Annotated in this window: 12 protein-coding genes and 1 pseudogene; 8 read left to right on the top strand and 5 right to left on the bottom strand. The window is 73.5% G+C overall.

Features of this window, described 5'->3' with window-relative positions; translation table 11 throughout:
* A pseudogene (locus tag ACWF94_RS12615) lies at positions 1 to 325 on the bottom strand (hypothetical protein); the annotation flags it as partial.
* A 271-nt stretch (positions 326 to 596) separates the two neighbouring features.
* Between ACWF94_RS12615 and ACWF94_RS12610 the strand changes: the two are divergent.
* Both ACWF94_RS12610 and ACWF94_RS12605 read left to right on the top strand, forming a co-directional pair.
* A complete protein-coding gene (locus tag ACWF94_RS12610; protein ID WP_453487341.1) occupies positions 597 to 2018 on the top strand; it encodes a DUF2252 domain-containing protein in 1422 nt (473 codons plus the stop codon).
* Between the two features lie 249 nt (positions 2019 to 2267).
* Positions 2268 to 2801, top strand: a complete 534-nt coding sequence (locus ACWF94_RS12605; protein WP_453487340.1) for a hypothetical protein — start codon at positions 2268 to 2270, stop codon at positions 2799 to 2801.
* 168 nt (positions 2802 to 2969) lie between these two features.
* Here the strand turns inward: ACWF94_RS12605 and ACWF94_RS12600 are convergent, their stop codons facing one another.
* Genes ACWF94_RS12600 through ACWF94_RS12590 form a run of 3 tightly spaced genes read right to left on the bottom strand, consistent with a single transcriptional unit; the run spans position 2970 to position 6023 of the window.
* On the bottom strand, positions 2970 to 4538 hold the full coding sequence (locus tag ACWF94_RS12600; protein WP_453487339.1) for a hypothetical protein: 1569 nt from the start codon (positions 4536 to 4538) through the stop codon (positions 2970 to 2972).
* Complete coding sequence (locus ACWF94_RS12595; RefSeq protein ID WP_453487338.1) at positions 4516 to 5337, bottom strand: hypothetical protein; 822 nt, start codon at positions 5335 to 5337, stop codon at positions 4516 to 4518. Before ACWF94_RS12595 ends, ACWF94_RS12600 begins: the two co-directional genes overlap by 23 nt.
* Positions 5334 to 6023 (bottom strand): hypothetical protein, encoded by a 690-nt coding sequence (locus ACWF94_RS12590; RefSeq protein ID WP_453487337.1) that lies wholly within the window; start codon positions 6021 to 6023, stop codon positions 5334 to 5336. Before ACWF94_RS12590 ends, ACWF94_RS12595 begins: the two co-directional genes overlap by 4 nt.
* Before the next feature lie 626 nt (positions 6024 to 6649).
* On the opposite strand from ACWF94_RS12590, the gene ACWF94_RS12585 reads away from it, so the two are divergent.
* The gene (locus ACWF94_RS12585) at positions 6650 to 7369 is read left to right on the top strand and encodes a 4Fe-4S single cluster domain-containing protein (RefSeq protein ID WP_453487336.1); all 720 of its coding nucleotides are present in this window, start codon (positions 6650 to 6652) and stop codon (positions 7367 to 7369) included.
* A gap of 377 nt (positions 7370 to 7746) precedes the next feature.
* Here the strand turns inward: ACWF94_RS12585 and ACWF94_RS12580 are convergent, their stop codons facing one another.
* Positions 7747 to 8841 carry a macro domain-containing protein gene (locus ACWF94_RS12580; RefSeq protein WP_453487335.1) on the bottom strand — a complete coding sequence of 365 codons (1095 nt, stop codon included), beginning with the start codon at positions 8839 to 8841 and terminating at the stop codon, positions 7747 to 7749.
* A 509-nt stretch (positions 8842 to 9350) separates the two neighbouring features.
* On the opposite strand from ACWF94_RS12580, the gene ACWF94_RS12575 reads away from it, so the two are divergent.
* The 5 genes from ACWF94_RS12575 to ACWF94_RS12555 all read left to right on the top strand — a co-directional run.
* Complete coding sequence (locus ACWF94_RS12575; RefSeq protein WP_453487334.1) at positions 9351 to 11966, top strand: protein kinase domain-containing protein; 2616 nt, start codon at positions 9351 to 9353, stop codon at positions 11964 to 11966.
* Between the two features lie 70 nt (positions 11967 to 12036).
* Positions 12037 to 13626, top strand: coding sequence for a hypothetical protein (locus tag ACWF94_RS12570; RefSeq protein ID WP_453487333.1), 1590 nt, complete (start codon positions 12037 to 12039; stop codon positions 13624 to 13626).
* The gene (locus ACWF94_RS12565; protein WP_453487332.1) at positions 13604 to 13771 is read left to right on the top strand and encodes a hypothetical protein; all 168 of its coding nucleotides are present in this window, start codon (positions 13604 to 13606) and stop codon (positions 13769 to 13771) included. The genes ACWF94_RS12570 and ACWF94_RS12565 overlap by 23 nt, the downstream gene beginning before the upstream one ends.
* On the top strand, positions 13758 to 15989 hold the full coding sequence (locus ACWF94_RS12560) for an AAA family ATPase (RefSeq protein WP_453487331.1): 2232 nt from the start codon (positions 13758 to 13760) through the stop codon (positions 15987 to 15989). Before ACWF94_RS12565 ends, ACWF94_RS12560 begins: the two co-directional genes overlap by 14 nt.
* 191 nt (positions 15990 to 16180) lie before the next feature.
* On the top strand, positions 16181 to 16731 hold a 551-nt coding region (locus tag ACWF94_RS12555; protein WP_453487330.1), incomplete at its 3' end, for an FHA domain-containing protein.

Below are 16731 nucleotides of genomic sequence, written 5' to 3'. Positions count from 1 at the left end.
GCCCCCGGAGCTGTTCCACTCCCTGGGAACCGGCCGCCAGCACCAGGTCGAACTCATGGCGCAGCGCCTCCTCCCACGGCACCACCGTGGCGCCCAGGACGCGAAGAGCCCGCGCCGCGCCGCCGTTGAACGCGTGCGGCGCGATGGTGAAGTCGACCTGAACGCGCAGGTCGGACTCCAGCAGCGGCAGCAGATCCCGCAGCCGCTGCCCGTAGACCTCCGTGTGAACGACCACCAGGACGCGCTTCAGGCCCGGCAGCGTCAGCCACTGCGAGTCGCGGCCGTGCCTGGGGTTCGAAGGACCTCTGCCCTTGTCGGATGTCATTGTTTCCCCCGTTGTCGTGTGATGTGCTTCGCCTGAGGGATGCCCGCGCAGGTGGACGGAAGCCTTGCCGGGAGCTTGCTGAAACCTTGCAGCCGGGATACGGCGGCCCGGACGCGGCTCCGGACACGGCTCCGGACACGGCTCCGGACACGGCTCCGGATGCGGCCCGTGGCGGGCCCCGGATAATGGACAGATGGGGCGGCCGGACAGCTCTGATGCCGGCGAGACCGGCGGGTACCGGCTCGGGGACTCCCGGACGGAGGTCCACACCATGGCCAAGGGCAGCGGGACACCTTCCGGAAGCCCGCCCTATCTGACGCCGGGCGAGCGGGCGGCGAAGGGGAGAGCGGCACGGAAGAAGGTGCCGAGGTCGGGACATGCCGAGGTGGGCGGTGTGGCGGGGCGGCGGGACCCGGTGGAGGTGGTGGAGGAGCAGTCGGCCGCGCGGGTGCCGGAGCTGGTGCCCATCCGGTACGGGCGGATGACCGAGTCACCGTTCCGGTTCTACCGGGGGGCGGCGGCGATCATGGCCGGTGATCTGGCGGCGACCGAGAGTTCCGGGATCACCGCGCAGTTGTGCGGAGACGCGCACATGCTGAACTTCCGGCTGCTGGGCTCGCCCGAGCGGCGGCTGGTGTTCGACATCAACGACTTCGACGAGACGCTGCCGGGCCCCTGGGAATGGGATGTCAAACGGCTCGCGACCAGTCTGGTGATCGCCGGGCGGGAGAACGGGTACCCGGCGAAGGTGCGGGCCGGGATCGTCCGGGCGGCCGTACGGTCGTACCGGTCGCGGATGCGGGCGTACGCCGGGATGGGCACTCTCGAAGTCTGGTACGACCGCGCCGACATGGAGGAACTCCAGGCGGTGGCGGACCAGCGGCTCAGCGGGCGGGGCAGCAGAAGGCTGTCCCGGATGATGGCGAAGGCACGCACCCGGGACAGCCTTCAGGCGTACGAGAAGCTCACGCACGTACGGGACGGGGAACGCCGGTTCGTCCCCGATCCGCCGCTGGTCGTGCCGATCGAGGATGTGCTGCGGGGCCAGGAACGGGACACGCTCGCGCGGGAACTCCAGGCGCTCGTCGAGCGGTACGCCAGGAGCCTGTCCATGGAGCGCAGGCATCTGCTCCGGCAGTACCGCCTGACCGACATCGCCCGCAAGGTCGTCGGGGTGGGCAGTGTGGGCACCCGCTGCTGGATTCTGCTGCTGCTGGGCCGGGACGACAGCGATCCGCTGATCCTCCAGGCCAAGGAAGCCGATCACTCGGTGCTCGCCGTCCACGTCGGCGCGAGCAAGTACCGCAACCAGGGGCAGCGGGTGGTCGCCGGACAGCGGCTGATGCAGGCCGTGGGCGATGTGTTCCTCGGCTGGGACCGGGTGAAGGGGCTCGACGCCCGGCAGCGGGACTTCTATGTACGTCAGCTGCACGACTGGAAGGGCATCGCCGAGCCGCAGCTGATGGTGCCCAGGGGAATGCGGGTGTTCGGCGAGCTGTGCGGTGCCACGCTGGCGCGCGCGCACGCCCGTTCCGGGGACCGGATCGCCATCGCCGCGTACCTCGGCTCCGGCGATGTCTTCGACCGCGCACTGGTGGAGTTCGCGGAGAGCTACGCCGACCGGAACGAACGCGACCACCAGGCGCTGATGGACGCGGTGAAGTCCGGCAGGGTGGCGGCCACCGCCGCGTGACCGCCGCCCGTCCGCCCCGTACCGCGACCCGTACCGCACCCCGTGCCCTGCCCCGCATCGCGACCGGCACCGCGATCCGCACCGCGACCGGCACCCCGACCGGCACTGTGACCGGCACTGTGACCGGCATCACCCGGTGGACAGTGCCAGAACTCCGTTCATGGCCGCCGCCCGACTGTTGTTCGCACAGGTTTGTCAGCCATACTCCTGGCCGTGGAAGCACAGCCCAGAGGTCCGATCATCCCGCCCGTGTCCGCAGCCGGTGTCGATCCGGCCTACATCCCCGGGCTCATGCCCGCGCGCCCGGCCGAAGGGGGCGAGGAGGGGGCTGACGCGCCGCCCGATGACACCGTGGCGGAGGCGGAGGCTGCGGCCACCGGGGGTGCCGAGACCGCCCGGTCCGGGGCCGGGGAAGCCGAGGCCATCGAGGCCCCGGCCGGGGAGCGCGCGTCCGGCGAGCGCGGGGACAGCGACGAGCGCGGGGCCAGCGACGAGGACGGGCCCGAGTTCAAGGTGTCGGACCGGCGCGGGGAGATCGTCGCCGATCGGAGCGGGATCACCTTCCGGCTGGACGCCGAGGAGGCCGAGTTCGCCTGGGACGAGATCAAAGCGGTGGAGATCGGCACCCCGAGGTTCGGAAAGCGCTTCAGCGTCACCGTCTACACCTCCAGACAGCGGTGGTTCCAGACCGATGTCGAGGCGTCGTCCAGGGCACTGCTCAAGCAGTGGGAGAACGATCTCGACGCCGTACTGAACCTCCGGTTCGACGACGCCGACGCATAGCCCGTAACGGACCCGCTTGAGCGGGCGGGCACCTGCCGGAGCCAACCCGCCCCTATGACTGGCCACGGGACACCGCTCCCACGCATACGTACAAGGGGGGTGTCCCGCAGCCGGACCGGCCACGGGACACCCCTTCTCAGCATGCGTACGAGTACGGGCAGCGCCCCCTCACCTCGGCAGCAGCGGCCACTGCCGGGACAGCCGCATCGCGGCCTCCGTCACGGCGGGGTCGGCCGAAGCGCCGGCCAGGCCGTCGAGGTAGGCGTGCGCCGCCGCCTCGTACAGATCGCCGACCGCGTGGAGGCGGGCCTCCTGGGCGGCGTGGCGGGCGGTCATCCGGGTGTCGAGGGCGGCCTCGGCCTCCTTGGCGCGTTCGGCGCCGGCGATGTCGGCCTCGGTCTCCCGCTCCAGGGCGGTCAGCCGTTCGGCGTTGGTCCGGTAGGCCGCGAGGTAGGGGTGTTCCTCCCCCAGCGCGAGCAGAAAGGCGATACCGCCGGAGAGCAGCAGCAGGGCGATGAACATCAGTTTGACGCTGTCCGGGGCCAGATCCAGGGTCTCGACGAGGCTCGGTGGGTTGCGCACGCTCTCGGGGACCGTGTCCACCACATCGGCGGGGAGGTCCAGCGGCGGTTCCTCCTGGAAGACGAACCGGGCGCGCAGATCGCCCAGGGCCCAGGCCCCGTATCCCCAGATGGCCGTCAGAGCGAGCGCGGGCAGGGCGGAGAGCCGGATTCCGCCGGTGATGGAGCGCCGCCGCAGGCTGCGGCCCGCGAAGTGCGGGGCGAGGATCATGGTCAGGGAGACGGCGATGGTGAGGCTGATGGAGAGGGTGTCGGCGAACCGCCCGGTGCCGTGGAGGCTCTGGAACACGATGTAGTAGACGGGCAGTTCGATCGCCGCGAGCAGGACGAGCAGCGCGAACTTCCCCCACGGCGGCATACCGGGCCGCGCGGTGATGCCCTCCCAGGCCGCCCGGGTGCCGATCGAGGGGTCCACCGTCCCGGCCACCCCGGACGCGGCCGGGTCGGCCGGGTCCGCCGGGTCGTTCTCGGAGACCGGCTGCCAGCGGGGGTGGCCGGGCGCGGGGTCGGGACCGCCGTTCGAGCCACTCCCGCCGCTCCCGCCGCTCCCGCTGTACGGGTCGGTCGTGGCGCCGGGGTCCGGCCCGGGCGGCGGCATCCGATCGCGCAGCCAGCGCTGTTCGAAGCCGAGCCGTACGGTGTCGCGGAAGCGCTGCCAGCGGTCGGCCCGCTGCGCCAGCCGGTCGAGCTGGGCGATGGACAGGTCCCGGCGGCGCTCCAGGAAGGCCCGGCGTTCGGCCGCGCGCGCCACCCGCTCGTCGGCGGCCGTGGCGGCGGCACGGGCCCGGCTCGCCTCCAGGGCGGCGGCCTCGTCGGCCCGCGACCCCTCCTCGGCGAGCCGGTTGCGCACCCGGTCACGCAGGCTGGCCAGCTCGGCGAAGTACGGTATCCGGTCCGGGGTGTTGAGCACCCAGGGGTCGAAGACCTTGCCGGTGGCGGCCTTCGCCCCCCGGCGGCGGGCCCGCTCCAGCAGCCAGGCGGTGTCCCGCGCCCGTACAACGTTCGGTTCGATCGGGTCCGGCTGGGGCAGCGTCCCGCCGGGGAAGGTCCTGGGGTCGGGGCGGCCGGCGCGGCGCCGGTCGGCTCCTGGCCGGCCGCGCAGCAGTCTGAGCGGCCGTGGGGCGCCGCCGCCGTCACCGGTAGGTGGTGTGGACACTGGCCTTCACCCTCCCCTCCAGGATCTCCGTCCAGAAGGCGTTGAACTGCTGGTACCTGGCGGTGTTGGTACGAAACCTCATGCCGTAGCCCACCGGGTAGACCCGGGCGTCCGCCAGCGCCGGGGTGCCGTGCGACGACAGCAGGCCGTCGATGATGGTCTTACGGCTCGCGACGGTGGTCAGATCCTGTTTGCCCATCTTGAAGTCGGGGTCGTTCTGCTCGAAGTCGCTCACCACGAACACGTCGAACGCCTCCTTCGGCGACTTCTTGGACAGCGCGATACGCGACAGGCCGCCGATCACATCGGAGCCCGGCTCCTGCTTCTGCGCGCAGGTCAGCATCTTCAGCGCGCTGGAGAGCGCGACCGCCCTCAGGGACGTACGCGTCCGGTCCCGGTCGGCGGTGTCCGACAGATCGGGGTCGAGATCGAGCGGGCTGACCTGGCACGGGGACGCCTGGGAGACCCGGGTGATCGGCGCGAAGTACGCCGTACGGCACTCGCTGTCCTTCAGGAACGGGTCGAGCTTCGCCTTCAGCTTGGCCTTGGCGTCGAAACCGCCCGGGGCGGAGCCGGCGGAGCCCGAGCCGTCGACCACGATGCCGCAGGCCCGGTCGTAGCGCTTCGGCTCCTCGCTGCACGCCGTCGCGGTCGCCGCCACGGCGAGCGCCAGCGCGGCGGCGGTCAGCCCCCGCCGGCCGCCTCGGGCGGGGACGGGGACGGGGACGGACATACGGGTACGGGTACGGGCGGTACGCGCACGGACGCGGGTACGGGCGGTACGGGTACGGGCGCTCATCGGGCGGTCCTTCCGTCGGTGCGGGCGCCGGTGTTCTGCCGGTCGAGGATCCGCAGCGCCCGCGCGGTCGCCGTACCGCCGGACTCGTCGTCGTCCAGCAGCCAGACACCCGGCGCCCGCCAGGACCCGTCCAGTTCCATCCGGCCGGGCAGCCAGTCGGCGGGCGGGCGGCGGGCCAGCCGGGAGAGCTGGGGGTGGGTGGCCAGCAACGCGTCCCAGTAGCAGGTGAGTTGCTGATTGGCCTGGTCGACGACGGCCTGCGCGTGCGCGCGGCAGTGGTCGGTGCTGGTGCGCCACTGGCCCACCCAGTGGCCGTACCGGGCCAGCGCGGCGGGCATCGGGTCCTCACGGACGCAGTACTGGTTGACCACGCGCACCGATTCGGCCCGCAGCAGGCTGATCAGCTCGTGCTCGCGCCGGATCAGCGCGGAGCGCATCTGTTCCGTGGTCCGGCGGGCGGTGGTCCGCACCTCCACGACATAGGGAGTGATGAGGAGTTCCGCGTCGGGGAGGGCCGACAACGGCACCTCGTCCACGTCTCCGTACCGCCGGGCGGCCTCCGCGAGAAGGACCCGGGGGGTGCCCTGCGCACCGTCGCGCCTGCCGCGTCTGCTCGCCGTCGCACGGGCGAGGCGGCCGAGTCTGCCCTGCCGCACCACCCGGTTGACACTGTCGGCTCTGATCATGAATATGTGCCCCCGAATGTTCCCCGGCGCGCACTCGTCGAGACGCGCGGGATCCGTGCCGGTGTTGTCCGTACCGGTGTTGTCCGTACCGGTGTCGGTACCGATGTCCGTACCGGCGTTGTCCCGCCGGTGATGTCCATGCCGGTGGTGTCCCGGTGTTGTCCGTGCCGGTGGTGTGAGTGCCAGTGATGTCCGTGGCGGTGGTGTCCGTCACCAGTCAGGTCCACGGATGATTCCGGTGGTCGCGCAATGCCCGCCCCTACGGGATCGCGCGCTGAACTCGGCTCCGGACAGAGATATCCCGCGGTTGAGCCGAATATGAGTCAGGAGCGTACCCGAAACCTCCCCCCTCCGTACCGTTGAACTCCTCATCCACGGCCCGTTCCCGAAGTCGCCCGGAAGCCGACCGGAGAACGCCCGCACAAGGTGCCTGACGCCGAGTCATACTGAAATGGTTCCGGCGCAATCGGGGCGGCGCCGGAATCTCCCCGATCATGGAATTCGGCGGCCGGCCGCCGGGGAAGCGACCCGCCGCCGAGGAAGCCGGAGCAGCCGGAGTAAGGCGGGAGCAGGCCGCAGAAAGCCGGAGTAAACCGGAGTAAGCCGGAGGAACAGGAGAAGCGCCGATGGAGAACGCCCCCGCGCCCGGCGGGCCGGTGCTCCGGATCAGCCGTACGCACTTCCCGGTGCGGACGCTCGGCCCGGGGCGGCGGTTCTGCGTCTGGCTCCAGGGGTGCGCCCTGTCCTGCCCCGGCTGTATGTCCCGGCACACCTGGGACCCGGCGGGCGGCACCGAGCGTACGGTGTCGTCCCTGCTGGAACTGTGGCGCGGGGCCGTCGATTCGGGGGCCGACGGCCTCACGGTCAGCGGCGGCGAGCCGCTCGACCAGGCCGCCGCGCTGGCCGCGCTGCTCGCGGGGGCGGCCGGGGTCCGCGACCGGGCGGCGGCTCCGGGCGGCCCGGCGGCCGGGCGCGGGATCGACCTCCTCGTCTACACGGGGTACGAGGACGAGGAGGTCGAGCGCGACCCCGCCAGGTCCGCCGCCATCCGGCACGCCGATGTGGTGGTGACCGGGCGCTTCCGGATCGCCGAGCCGACCTCGCTGGTGTGGCGCGGTTCGGCGAACCAGCGGATGCTTCCGCGTACGGAGCTGGGGCGGATGCGGTACGAGGCGCATCTGTCCCGGACCGTCAGCGGCCCCCGTCTGGAGGTGGACCTGGACCCGGCCGGGGGTGACGCCGGTGTCCGGCTCTACGGGGTGCCGCTGCGCGGTGAACTGACCGCGCTGGAACGCCGGTTGCGGGACCTGGGGATCGGACTCGACGACCCGAGCTGGCGACCGTGAACGCGGGTGCGGGTGCGCTTGCGCTTGCGTTCCCGGGTGCGTACCCGGGTGCGGGTGCGTTCCCGGGTGCGGGTGCCTGTCCGTGCGGGGGCCGGTTCCGGGGCGCACGGCCGACGGCTGCCGCCCGCACCACCCGGGTCGGGGGTGCGGGTGTGTTCGCGATTCCGGGTGGGGGTGCCTGCCCGTGCGGGGGCCGGGTCGGGGGCGATCGGTCGGGCGCCGGGCCCGCCTCCACCACCCGGGTCCATACCGCCCCGCCGGGGTCCGCGCCCGCCTCCACCACCCGGGTCGGGACCGCCCCGCCGGGGTCCGAGCCCAACCGGCTCACCCGTCCCGTAGCCCCCGGGAATCACCCCTCACCCGGCACCTCTCATCCGTCACAGGGCCCCCACCGCCTCCGCCGTCTCCCGGTTCCGGACCACGAGGTGGACGCGCCGGTGCGGGTCGCGGGCGAGTTCGTCGCGGATCGCCCAGCGCAGCCAGGTGGCGCTGACGGCGGGGGAGAGTCCGCCCCGGCCCGCACCCAGCAGCGGAAAGCAGATGGAGGAGAGGGCGGGCGTCGCACGCTCGTCCTCGGCCCGCGCCAGGGCGAAGCAGGCGGCGACGGCGCGGGCGATGCTCTCCGGGCGGACCCGGTAGGTGTCCTCGTGGGGCGTGGCCACGGCCGCGTGGTAGATCCGCCGGACGCCTCGCGCGAGGAGCGCCCCCGACGAGGTGGGCACCACCGTGCCCGGCAGGACCGGCAGCCCCGGGCGGCCGTGGGCCCGCAGCCAGGCGCCCAGTTCCCGGGCGAGCACATCGTCGACGATCTCGCCGGACGCGTCCCGTACGGCGGCGGCGAGCCGCAGCGCGCCGGACACGGTGGGGCGGAAGGTCTTGGACATCTCCAGATAGATGTTCTCCGAGGAGACCAGCACATCGATGTCCCGCAGCAGTTCGATGGGCGAGACATGGACCGTGAAGGTGCTGTACGCGTCGACCGGGACACCGTCGACCCGCAGCGGGGGCTCCTGGCCCGACCGCGCCCCGGCCGGGCCGCCGCCGTGCGCGGTGGTGAACGGCGCGGGTTCGCGCAGGACCGTCAGGACGGCCTCGGCGAGTTGCTCGATCACCTCCGGCTCCTGCTGTTTGCGGAACCGCTCGGGGGTGATGCCGTACACCGCGGCGGCCATCTTGCGCCGGTCGGAGGCGAGAGCGCCCCGGCGGTCGGGGAGCAGTCCGAAGGTGTGGGCCGCGGCCCGGCCGAGCAGATCCTTCTCACCGAGCCGCCGGACCGCCTCCCGCAGCAGGATCTCGATACCGGCCGGGATGTCGTCGGGGCCGTCGCAGTACCCCGCCACCAGGGCCGCCGCCCGCAGCCCCGGACGATCGGTTCTGCGCAGATCTGCCAACCCGGGCCTTCGAATGGATTTCAGTTCGTCCAGGAGTTGATCGTATGCGGGCGGAGTTGACGGTATTGGCTCCTGACTCATGGTCACCAGGTTAGCGAGCGCCCGACCATGGGTCGACGGCCGCACCGAACGGAATCACCGAATCCGCACAGCCGGGACGAAGAGAATTGTTCCCCTGGCGGTCACCTCTTCGCTACGATCGCCTCGATCACTCACCGCCGGGAGTTTCAGGGGGGACTCCGCGCCGAATTCCCATGGACCGCCACCCGGCCGACCGGTCGCGGTGCGCCCTTTCGCGCGCCCGGACATATCACGACCACACCACTGGCAAACCCCGGACCGCAGTCGGCAATTCCCCGTCGACCGTATGGCAAACACTTTCCGAAGCTGTTTCCCCAAACCTTTTCCCGAAACCGCTTTCCGAAGCGCGCTCCGAACACTCCGGCCCGACACTCCGGCCCGACGCTCCGGCCCGACGCTCCGGCCCGACGCTTCTGCCGAACTCACCCGCCGAAGGTGCATGCCGAGGTGCATGCCGAACCTCACCGACGAGCCCGCCCGGGTACGACCGCGTACGAAGGTGAACCGAAGTGACCCTGCCACCGGAAGAGCCCGGGACGCGCGAGCAGCGGACCGCCGGGCCCCCGCCGCGTACGGAGTACGAGGCAGGGCCCGCCGCACCCCCGCCGACCGAGTACGAGCACACCCCGCCCCCGCCCACGGAGTTCGAGGCCGGGCGGCCCGCCACCGATGACCAGGCCGGGCCCCCGGCGTCCGCCCCTGGCGCCCCGGGGCTCACCGAGGACGAACTGCCGCCGGGCGACCCGGCGGGCGGCACCCCCGGCGGCACCCCCGGTGGCACCCCCGGTGGCACGGCGGGCGGGCCGCGCGGTGACACCGGGCGGCTGCCGCGCTCGCTGCGCGGCCGGTTCCGGCTGCGGGCCGTCCTGCGCCGCCCCGAGCACCCGCACCAGGCCGCCGTCTACCGCGTCGAGGACGACGACGGCGTCCATGTCCTCAAGTGGTACGACCGGCACCACGCCCCGGACCCCACGGTGGCGGATCTGCTGCGCGAGCGCCCCCGCAGACACCTCCCGCACCTCACCGAGTGCCACCCCACCGGAGCGGACGGCCACCCCTACGAGCTGACCCCCTCCTACGGCGAGACCGACCTCGCGACCTATCTGGAGGACAACCCGGGCCCGGTGGCCCCGGCGTTCGTCACCGGAGTCGTACGGCAACTGCACGAGGCGCTGACGACCGCGCACGAACTGGGCATCGTGCACCGGGACCTCAGCCCCGCCAACATCGTCATCGGGCGGCTGGACGCGGCCGACCCGGAACTGGTGCTCGTGGACTTCGGCGTCGCCGCCCACGCCCCGGTCGAGCGCTACTCCCAGGGCGAGCGCTGGGTCGGTACCGCCCTCTACATGTCCCCGCAGGCATCGCTGCGCCACCAGGTCATCCACCCGCCCGCCGACTGGTGGTCGTTCGGCGTGATCGTCGCCGAGATGGCGGGCGGCCGGCACCCCGTCCCGTACACCGAGAACGACTACGTACGCGAGTACATCAGCTCCCGCGACCCCGATCTGACGCTGGTCACCGACACCCGGCTGCGGCTGCTCTGCCGGGGGCTGCTCACCCGCGACCCCGACGACCGCTGGGGCAGCGACGAGGTGGCGCAGTGGCTGGTGGGCGGCACACCACCGATCGCGCCGGGGAGCGCGGGCGCCGGCCCGGATACGGCGGACACCGCCGAGGACCCGGGCATCGCCCCGTACGCCTTCCTCGGCGAGGAGTACACCCGGCCGCAGTCGCTGGCCAGGGCCTTCAGCGAGAACTGGCGGCCCGCCCGGCGGCTGCTCGGCCGCCGCCGTGCCCGGGAGGAATTCACCACCTGGCTACGGCAGTTCGAGGGTGCGGCGGGCCGCGACGCCGGAGAGCTGACGGCCCTGCTGCGGCTCCTCGGCCGCGATGCCGGGGAGCCCGAGCCCGCGACCCTGGTCCGGCTGATCTCCTGGCTCGGCCCCTCCCTCGACGCCTCCTACCGGGGAGCGCCCCTGGACGGCGGCGGGCTGCCGGATCTGGTGCGGGCGGCCGAACTGGGCGATGAGTTCGCCCTCTCCGTCATCGAGGATCTGCGCGACCACACCATCCTGCCGCTGCTGGAGAACCGGCCCGGCGGCGAAGGGCTCGCCCAGGTGCAGCAGCGATGGCTCACGGCCCGCTCCCGCTGGTCCACCACCGTCGACTCCGTACTGCACGACGCCCCCTCCCTGCACCCGGTCCGCGCCGAGGTACGCGCCGTCACCCGCCTCGACCGCGCACTGCTCGTCGCGCTGCTCTCCCTCGCCGTGGCCCCCCAGGCCCGGCTGAGACGGCTCGGCGAGCAGGCCGACGGCGTCCTGGCGGCGCTGCCGCACCCCGTCCCCTGGTACCGGCGGCTGGTGGCCGACCGCGACGATGCCGTACGGCTGTTCCTGGCCCATCGGCTGTCCCGGGTGGCCGAGCGGGAGTCCTGGACCGCCGAGACCCGGCTGCGCGCCGAGCGGGCCGTGGTGCGGCAGCAGCGGGACCTGGATGTCGCCGCGCTGTGGGTCCGCCGGATGGATATGCTGCCCACCCTCGGCTGGGCGCTGGGCGGAGCCGCCTTCCTGGTCTTCCCCTGGATCCTCATGATCGGTCTGAGCGATCTGGCCGGCTGGCCGGAGCAGCGCGCGGTGCTGGTGGCCTGGATGCTGGCTCCGCCCGCCGCCTCGGCAGTCCTGGCGATGGAGCTGCTGACGGCGTATCTCATCGGCAGCCCCGGTTACCACCCGGACCGTTCCCTGGCGGGACTGCTGATCGACCGTACGCGGCCGATGGCCCTGTTCGTACGCAGCCCCGGCTCGCGCTTTCCGGTCCGGAGCCTGCTGGTCGCCCTGCCGTTCGGCCTGTTCTGGCTGAGCCTGGCCGTCGCGCCCTGGCTGTGGCCGCTCGTCACCGTGGCCGCGATCGCCTGGTGGAGTGTACGGCGGGTACGGGAGTGGCGCGGCTATGTCGCCCGGCTGCGCGGCGGGGGCCAGGACCCCGGCCCGCGACCGGGCTCCGGCCGCCGTCCCGGACCCGGCCGCCGTCCTCGCCCCGGCCGCCGCTCCGGCCCCGGCTCCGGCTCCGGCCGCCGGAGCGCGACGGCGGCCCCGACCGGTGGCGGAGAGCCCGGATGAGTACAACGGCGGCCCCGACCGGTGGCGAAGCCGGAGCGGCGGCCGTCCCGACCCCTCAAGGAGAGCCCGTATGAGTGCAGGACTGGCGCTGCCGAGCGTCGGGGATGTGATGGCGGGTGTCTCGTTCCCCCCGCCCGCGATCCCGGCCGATGCGGTCCCGCAGCCCGCGTTCGGCGATGTGCTGCCGGACTTCTCGCTCGCCGACGCCGGTGAACGCGCCGTGGACTCCGCCCTGGAACAGCTCGGTGAGCTGGTGGTGCCCGCGCTGATCGGACTCGGCTCGCTCAGCGGGGCACTGCTCGCAGGGCGGGCCGCGATGGCGGGCGGACAGCTCCTCGCCGCCGCCGCCCTGAGGGCCGCCGAGTCCCAGGACGCACTGCGCGGGCAGCGGCTCAACGACCGGCAGGCGGCACGGTGCTGGCGGGACGCCGCCTTCGCCGCCGCCCGTGCCAACGCCCGGATCGAGACCCTGCGCGCGCGTATCCGGCGCGCGGCGGTGAAGCCGCCGGTGCCGCCCGATCTGCCGCCGCCGCTGACGCCGTCGGCCCTGACGCTGGACGCGATGTGGCGGCGGCTGGCCGACACCGAGCGGCGGCTGTGCGCGGCGGAGTCGGCGTACGCGCTCGCCACGATGGAGAGCGCCGGCGGGCCCCCCGCAGCCGGTGCCGCAGCCGGTGCCGTCGGCGACTGGCACGACGAACTGCGCGCGCGCCGCCGCCGGGCGCTGGCGGAGCACGCCCGTGCGGGGGCTGCCGCGGGACCGGTCGCGCACGCGCCCCGGCCCGAGCGGCGCTCCCGTACCGCCGCCCTCACCCGCGACGACATCCTGCGGGAGGGCGGCGAGCTGCTGGCCGCGCTCCCCCTCAGTGTGTCCGCCGCCGACCACCGGATGCTAGAGGAGAAGATCACCTCGGCGGTGGAGGCCGTCGCCACGCGGCCTTCGGCGGCCAACCGGCATCTGCGGGAGGCCACCCTGTTCGCGGGGCGGGTGACCCGCAGGGCCGAACAGCGGGAGAGCACCGAGGAGTGGGCCGCCCAGCAGCTCGCCTTCCTGCGGCACGACCCGCCGGACGCCACCGGCCCACTGCCCGACGCCACGGCGGAGATCGCCGCCCTGGAGGGCTTTCTGTACGAGGGGGAGCCGCTGGAGGAGTCCGTACGCGTCCGGGTCGCCGCCCGGGTCGGCGAGCGGACCGACGCGTTCCAGCGTATGTACACCGTCGAGGGGTTCCGGCTGGCGCTGGCGCGGGCGGAGCAGGGCGGCGTCCGCCGCTCCGCGTCCGGCGAGGTCCAGGTCATCGAGTGGAGACCGCCCGGCTGGGGGGACGAGCACTGGCTGCGGATCACCGTCGATGCCACCGGCACCGCCCGGGTCACCACCGCGCACCGCGAGCGCGATCCGGCCGCCGAGACGGACGAGGACCGCGAACTCGACTGGCAGCGCTGCCTCCAGGCCCCCGAGCAGCTGCGGGAGCTGGAGAAGCTGGCCGAACTGCTGGGCCTGAGCGTGCCGTTCGTCTTCGACCCGCCGCCGCAGCGGCCCGAACCCCGTCAGCAGGCCGGTCCGGCGGCGCGGCGGGCGGACCGCCGGGACGACCGCCGGGACGACCGCCGCGACGCGCCCAAGGCCCGTCACCGTGACCAGGAGCGCCGTTCATGACGTCTTCCCCTTCCGCGCCGTCAGCCAACACGTCGGCCACGACGTCAGCCGCTACGTCTTCCACGACGGATTCCACGGCGGATTCCTCGACGCGGGCCAAGGGCACAGCGGCCAAGGGCACGGCGGCCCCGGTGGGGGCACGTGAGCGCCGGGTTCCGGCGTTCGCGGAGGAGCTGACCGGCACGCTCGGCGTCCACTCCCAGTACGTACTGCACGGCAATATCCGGGACATCCAGCTCGTCCGCCACGACCCCGCCCCCGACGAGGGCGTGGGCAAGGAGCCGCAGGACGCGCACCACACACTCACCGAGGTCCTCTGGAACACGCTCAAGCCCGAGGGCTACCAGGCGCTGATCCGCTACGACATCGTGGACGGGTTCACGGTCCCCGCCGGGTCGGCGGCCCAGGAGATCCGCGAACTGCTGCACACCCGGGCCGACGCGCCCCGCATCCCGCACCCCGCCCGCGCGGAGCCCGCCGCCCAGCTGACCGACGCGGCGGCGACCCTGCGTTCGATCGTCACCGGCTGGCAGCAACAGCTCGCGCGCAAGGCGGACAACCGGCTGCGCGGCGGGGTCCCGGGGCCGGTGGAGCCGTACCGGGTGGTGCTGTTGATCGACTACGCGGCCCGTATCCCCACCGACATCGGCCGGCTCAGCGACCCCGAGCGGGACTTCTTCCTCGGCTGCCTCAAACTCGCCGAGGACGCCAAGCCGATGCCCGCCCCGGACGGCGGCCGTCCCCGGTTCAACCCGGTCATCTGGCTGGCGGACGGGGAACGCGAGCTGCCCTCCTGGCTGGTGGCGGGCAGCGAACGCGTCCGTACGATCGGCATCCCGCTGCCCGACCTGGGCGCCAGGCGGCGGATGGCCCGGCTGCTGGCGAAGGACCACTCGCCCGCACCGACCGGGGAGCCCGAAGACAGCACCGGAGAAGGCGCGGCGGCGGCCTCCGGCCCGCGTCTCGACAAGAGTCCGGCGGGCAGGGGTTGGGAGAGCCGAGGTTCGGAGGGCAGTGGCCCGGACGGCAGGGGTTCGGAGGGCAGAGGTCGGGACGGCAGAAGTTCGGACGGCAGAGGCCCGGACGGCGGGGAAGGGCCGGCGGTACGGCTCGACAAGAGCCTGGCGGGCGCGGACGGTTCCCCCTCCGGGGCCGCGACCGCCGGTGAGGACGACATCGACGCCTTCGCCCGCGCCACCGCCGGACTGACCCTGCGCGCGATGCGCGAGAGCGCGCACATCGCACGCTCCCGGGACATGCCGTTCGCCGCGATGCGGGACGCGGTGCGCGTCTACCGGCTCGGTGTCGAGGACAACCCCTGGCGGCGCAGCGAGATCCGACGTCAGATCACCCGGGGCGAGTCCTTCATCCGCGACCGCGTACGGGGCCAGGACCGGGCGGTCGGCATGACCCTCGACATCCTCAAGCGCGCCGCCCTCGGTCTCTCCGGCGCCCAGGCGTCGCACCCGGGCAGCCGTCCGCGCGGTGTCCTCTTCTTCGCGGGCGCGACCGGCACCGGCAAGACCGAGCTGGCCAAGTCGGTCGCCACCGTGCTGTTCGGCAACCAGGACGCCCTGCTGCGCTTCGACATGAGCGAGTTCTCGGCCGAGCACTCGGTGGACCGGCTGGTGGGAGCGCCTCCCGGGTACGTGGGGTACGAGGCGGGCGGCGAACTGACGTCGGCGGTGCGCAACGACCCGTTCCGGGTGGTGCTGTTCGACGAGATCGACAAGGCTCACATCAGGGTTCTCGACAAGTTCCTCCAGGTGCTGGAGGACGGCCGGCTGACGGACGGCCAGGGCGTCACCACCTACTTCAGCGAGTGCGTGCTCATCTTCACCTCCAACCTCGGGGTACGCAGCCGGGAGGGCGGCGCGGGGCGGGTGGCCGCCCTCGGGATGCCGTACCACGAGCTGAAGGAGATCATCGAGGAGAACGTGACGCACTTCTTCGTCCACGAGATCGGCCGGCCCGAGCTGAAGAACCGCCTCGGCGGGAACATCGTGGTGTTCGACTACATCTCGCCCACGGTGGCGGCGGAGATCTTCGACTCCCAGGTCGGCAATATCCAGCGCCTGCTGGAGCAGGAGCTGGGGGTGCATCTGCGGCTCTCCGACGAGGCGCACCGGGTGCTGTCCACCCACTGCACGGCCAATCTGGAGAACGGCGGCCGGGGCATCGGCATGGATCTGGAGACCTATCTGATCAACCCGCTGGCCCGTGAACTCTTCGACCGCGACACCCGGCCGGGCACGGCCGTCACGGTCACCGGCGTCCGGCTCGACCTGGCCGGGACCGCCGCCCTCGATCTGCGGGTGACGACCCCGGCGGTCGGGCACCCCCGCTCCGGCCACACCCGGTGACCGGCGGCTGGTGGCGGGAGGAGGACGACGCCCCCGCGCCCGTCCCGCCCGCCGCGCCCCCTGCGGGCCCCGTGGACCCGCAGCCCGGTGACGGTGACGGCGACGGCGACCGACAGGACCGGGGTACCGGACCGGCGGTCGGCGGCCCGGACACCGGGACGGGGTCCGGCGGGTCCTCCGCAGCGTCGGCGTTGGCTTCGGCGCCAGCTTCGGCGTCGGCTCCGGCTCCGGCGTCGGGCGGTGCGCCGCCGTGGGTACCCGTCCCCGAAGGGCTGCCGGACGCCGGACAGCCGGACGCGGACGAGGAAGTCGCGGCCGAGGTGTTCGCACCCTGCTGGAACTGCCGGACGGCGATGGCGGACCGGGACGAGCGCTGCCCGTCCTGCGGCGGTACGCGGACGCATGCGCTGCTGTGCTGCGCCGATCCCCGGCTGGAGCTGCGGCACGGCCCCGGCGGCCCGCTGCGGCTGGGCCGGGACCCGGCCTGGGCGCCCCGGACCGCCGGGGACCTCGCCGACCGGCTGAAGGTCTCCCGCCGCCATGCCGCTCTCACGGTGGAGCCGGACGGCAGCGCCTGGGTGGAGGAGCCGGCCGAGGGCACCCGTAACGGCACGTTCGTCAACGGCGCCCGGGTCGCGGCGGGCGTCCGCACCCCCCTGCGGGACGGCGATCAGCTCCGGCTCGGGCTGCGGATCAGCTTCACCGTACGGCTGTACGGCCCCGGGCCGCCCGGTACGGCCTG

Source organism: Streptomyces sp. NPDC055078, assembly GCF_053607985.1.
Note: the sequence above shows the minus strand (reverse complement) of the source record. Positions and strands in the feature narration are given on the sequence as shown.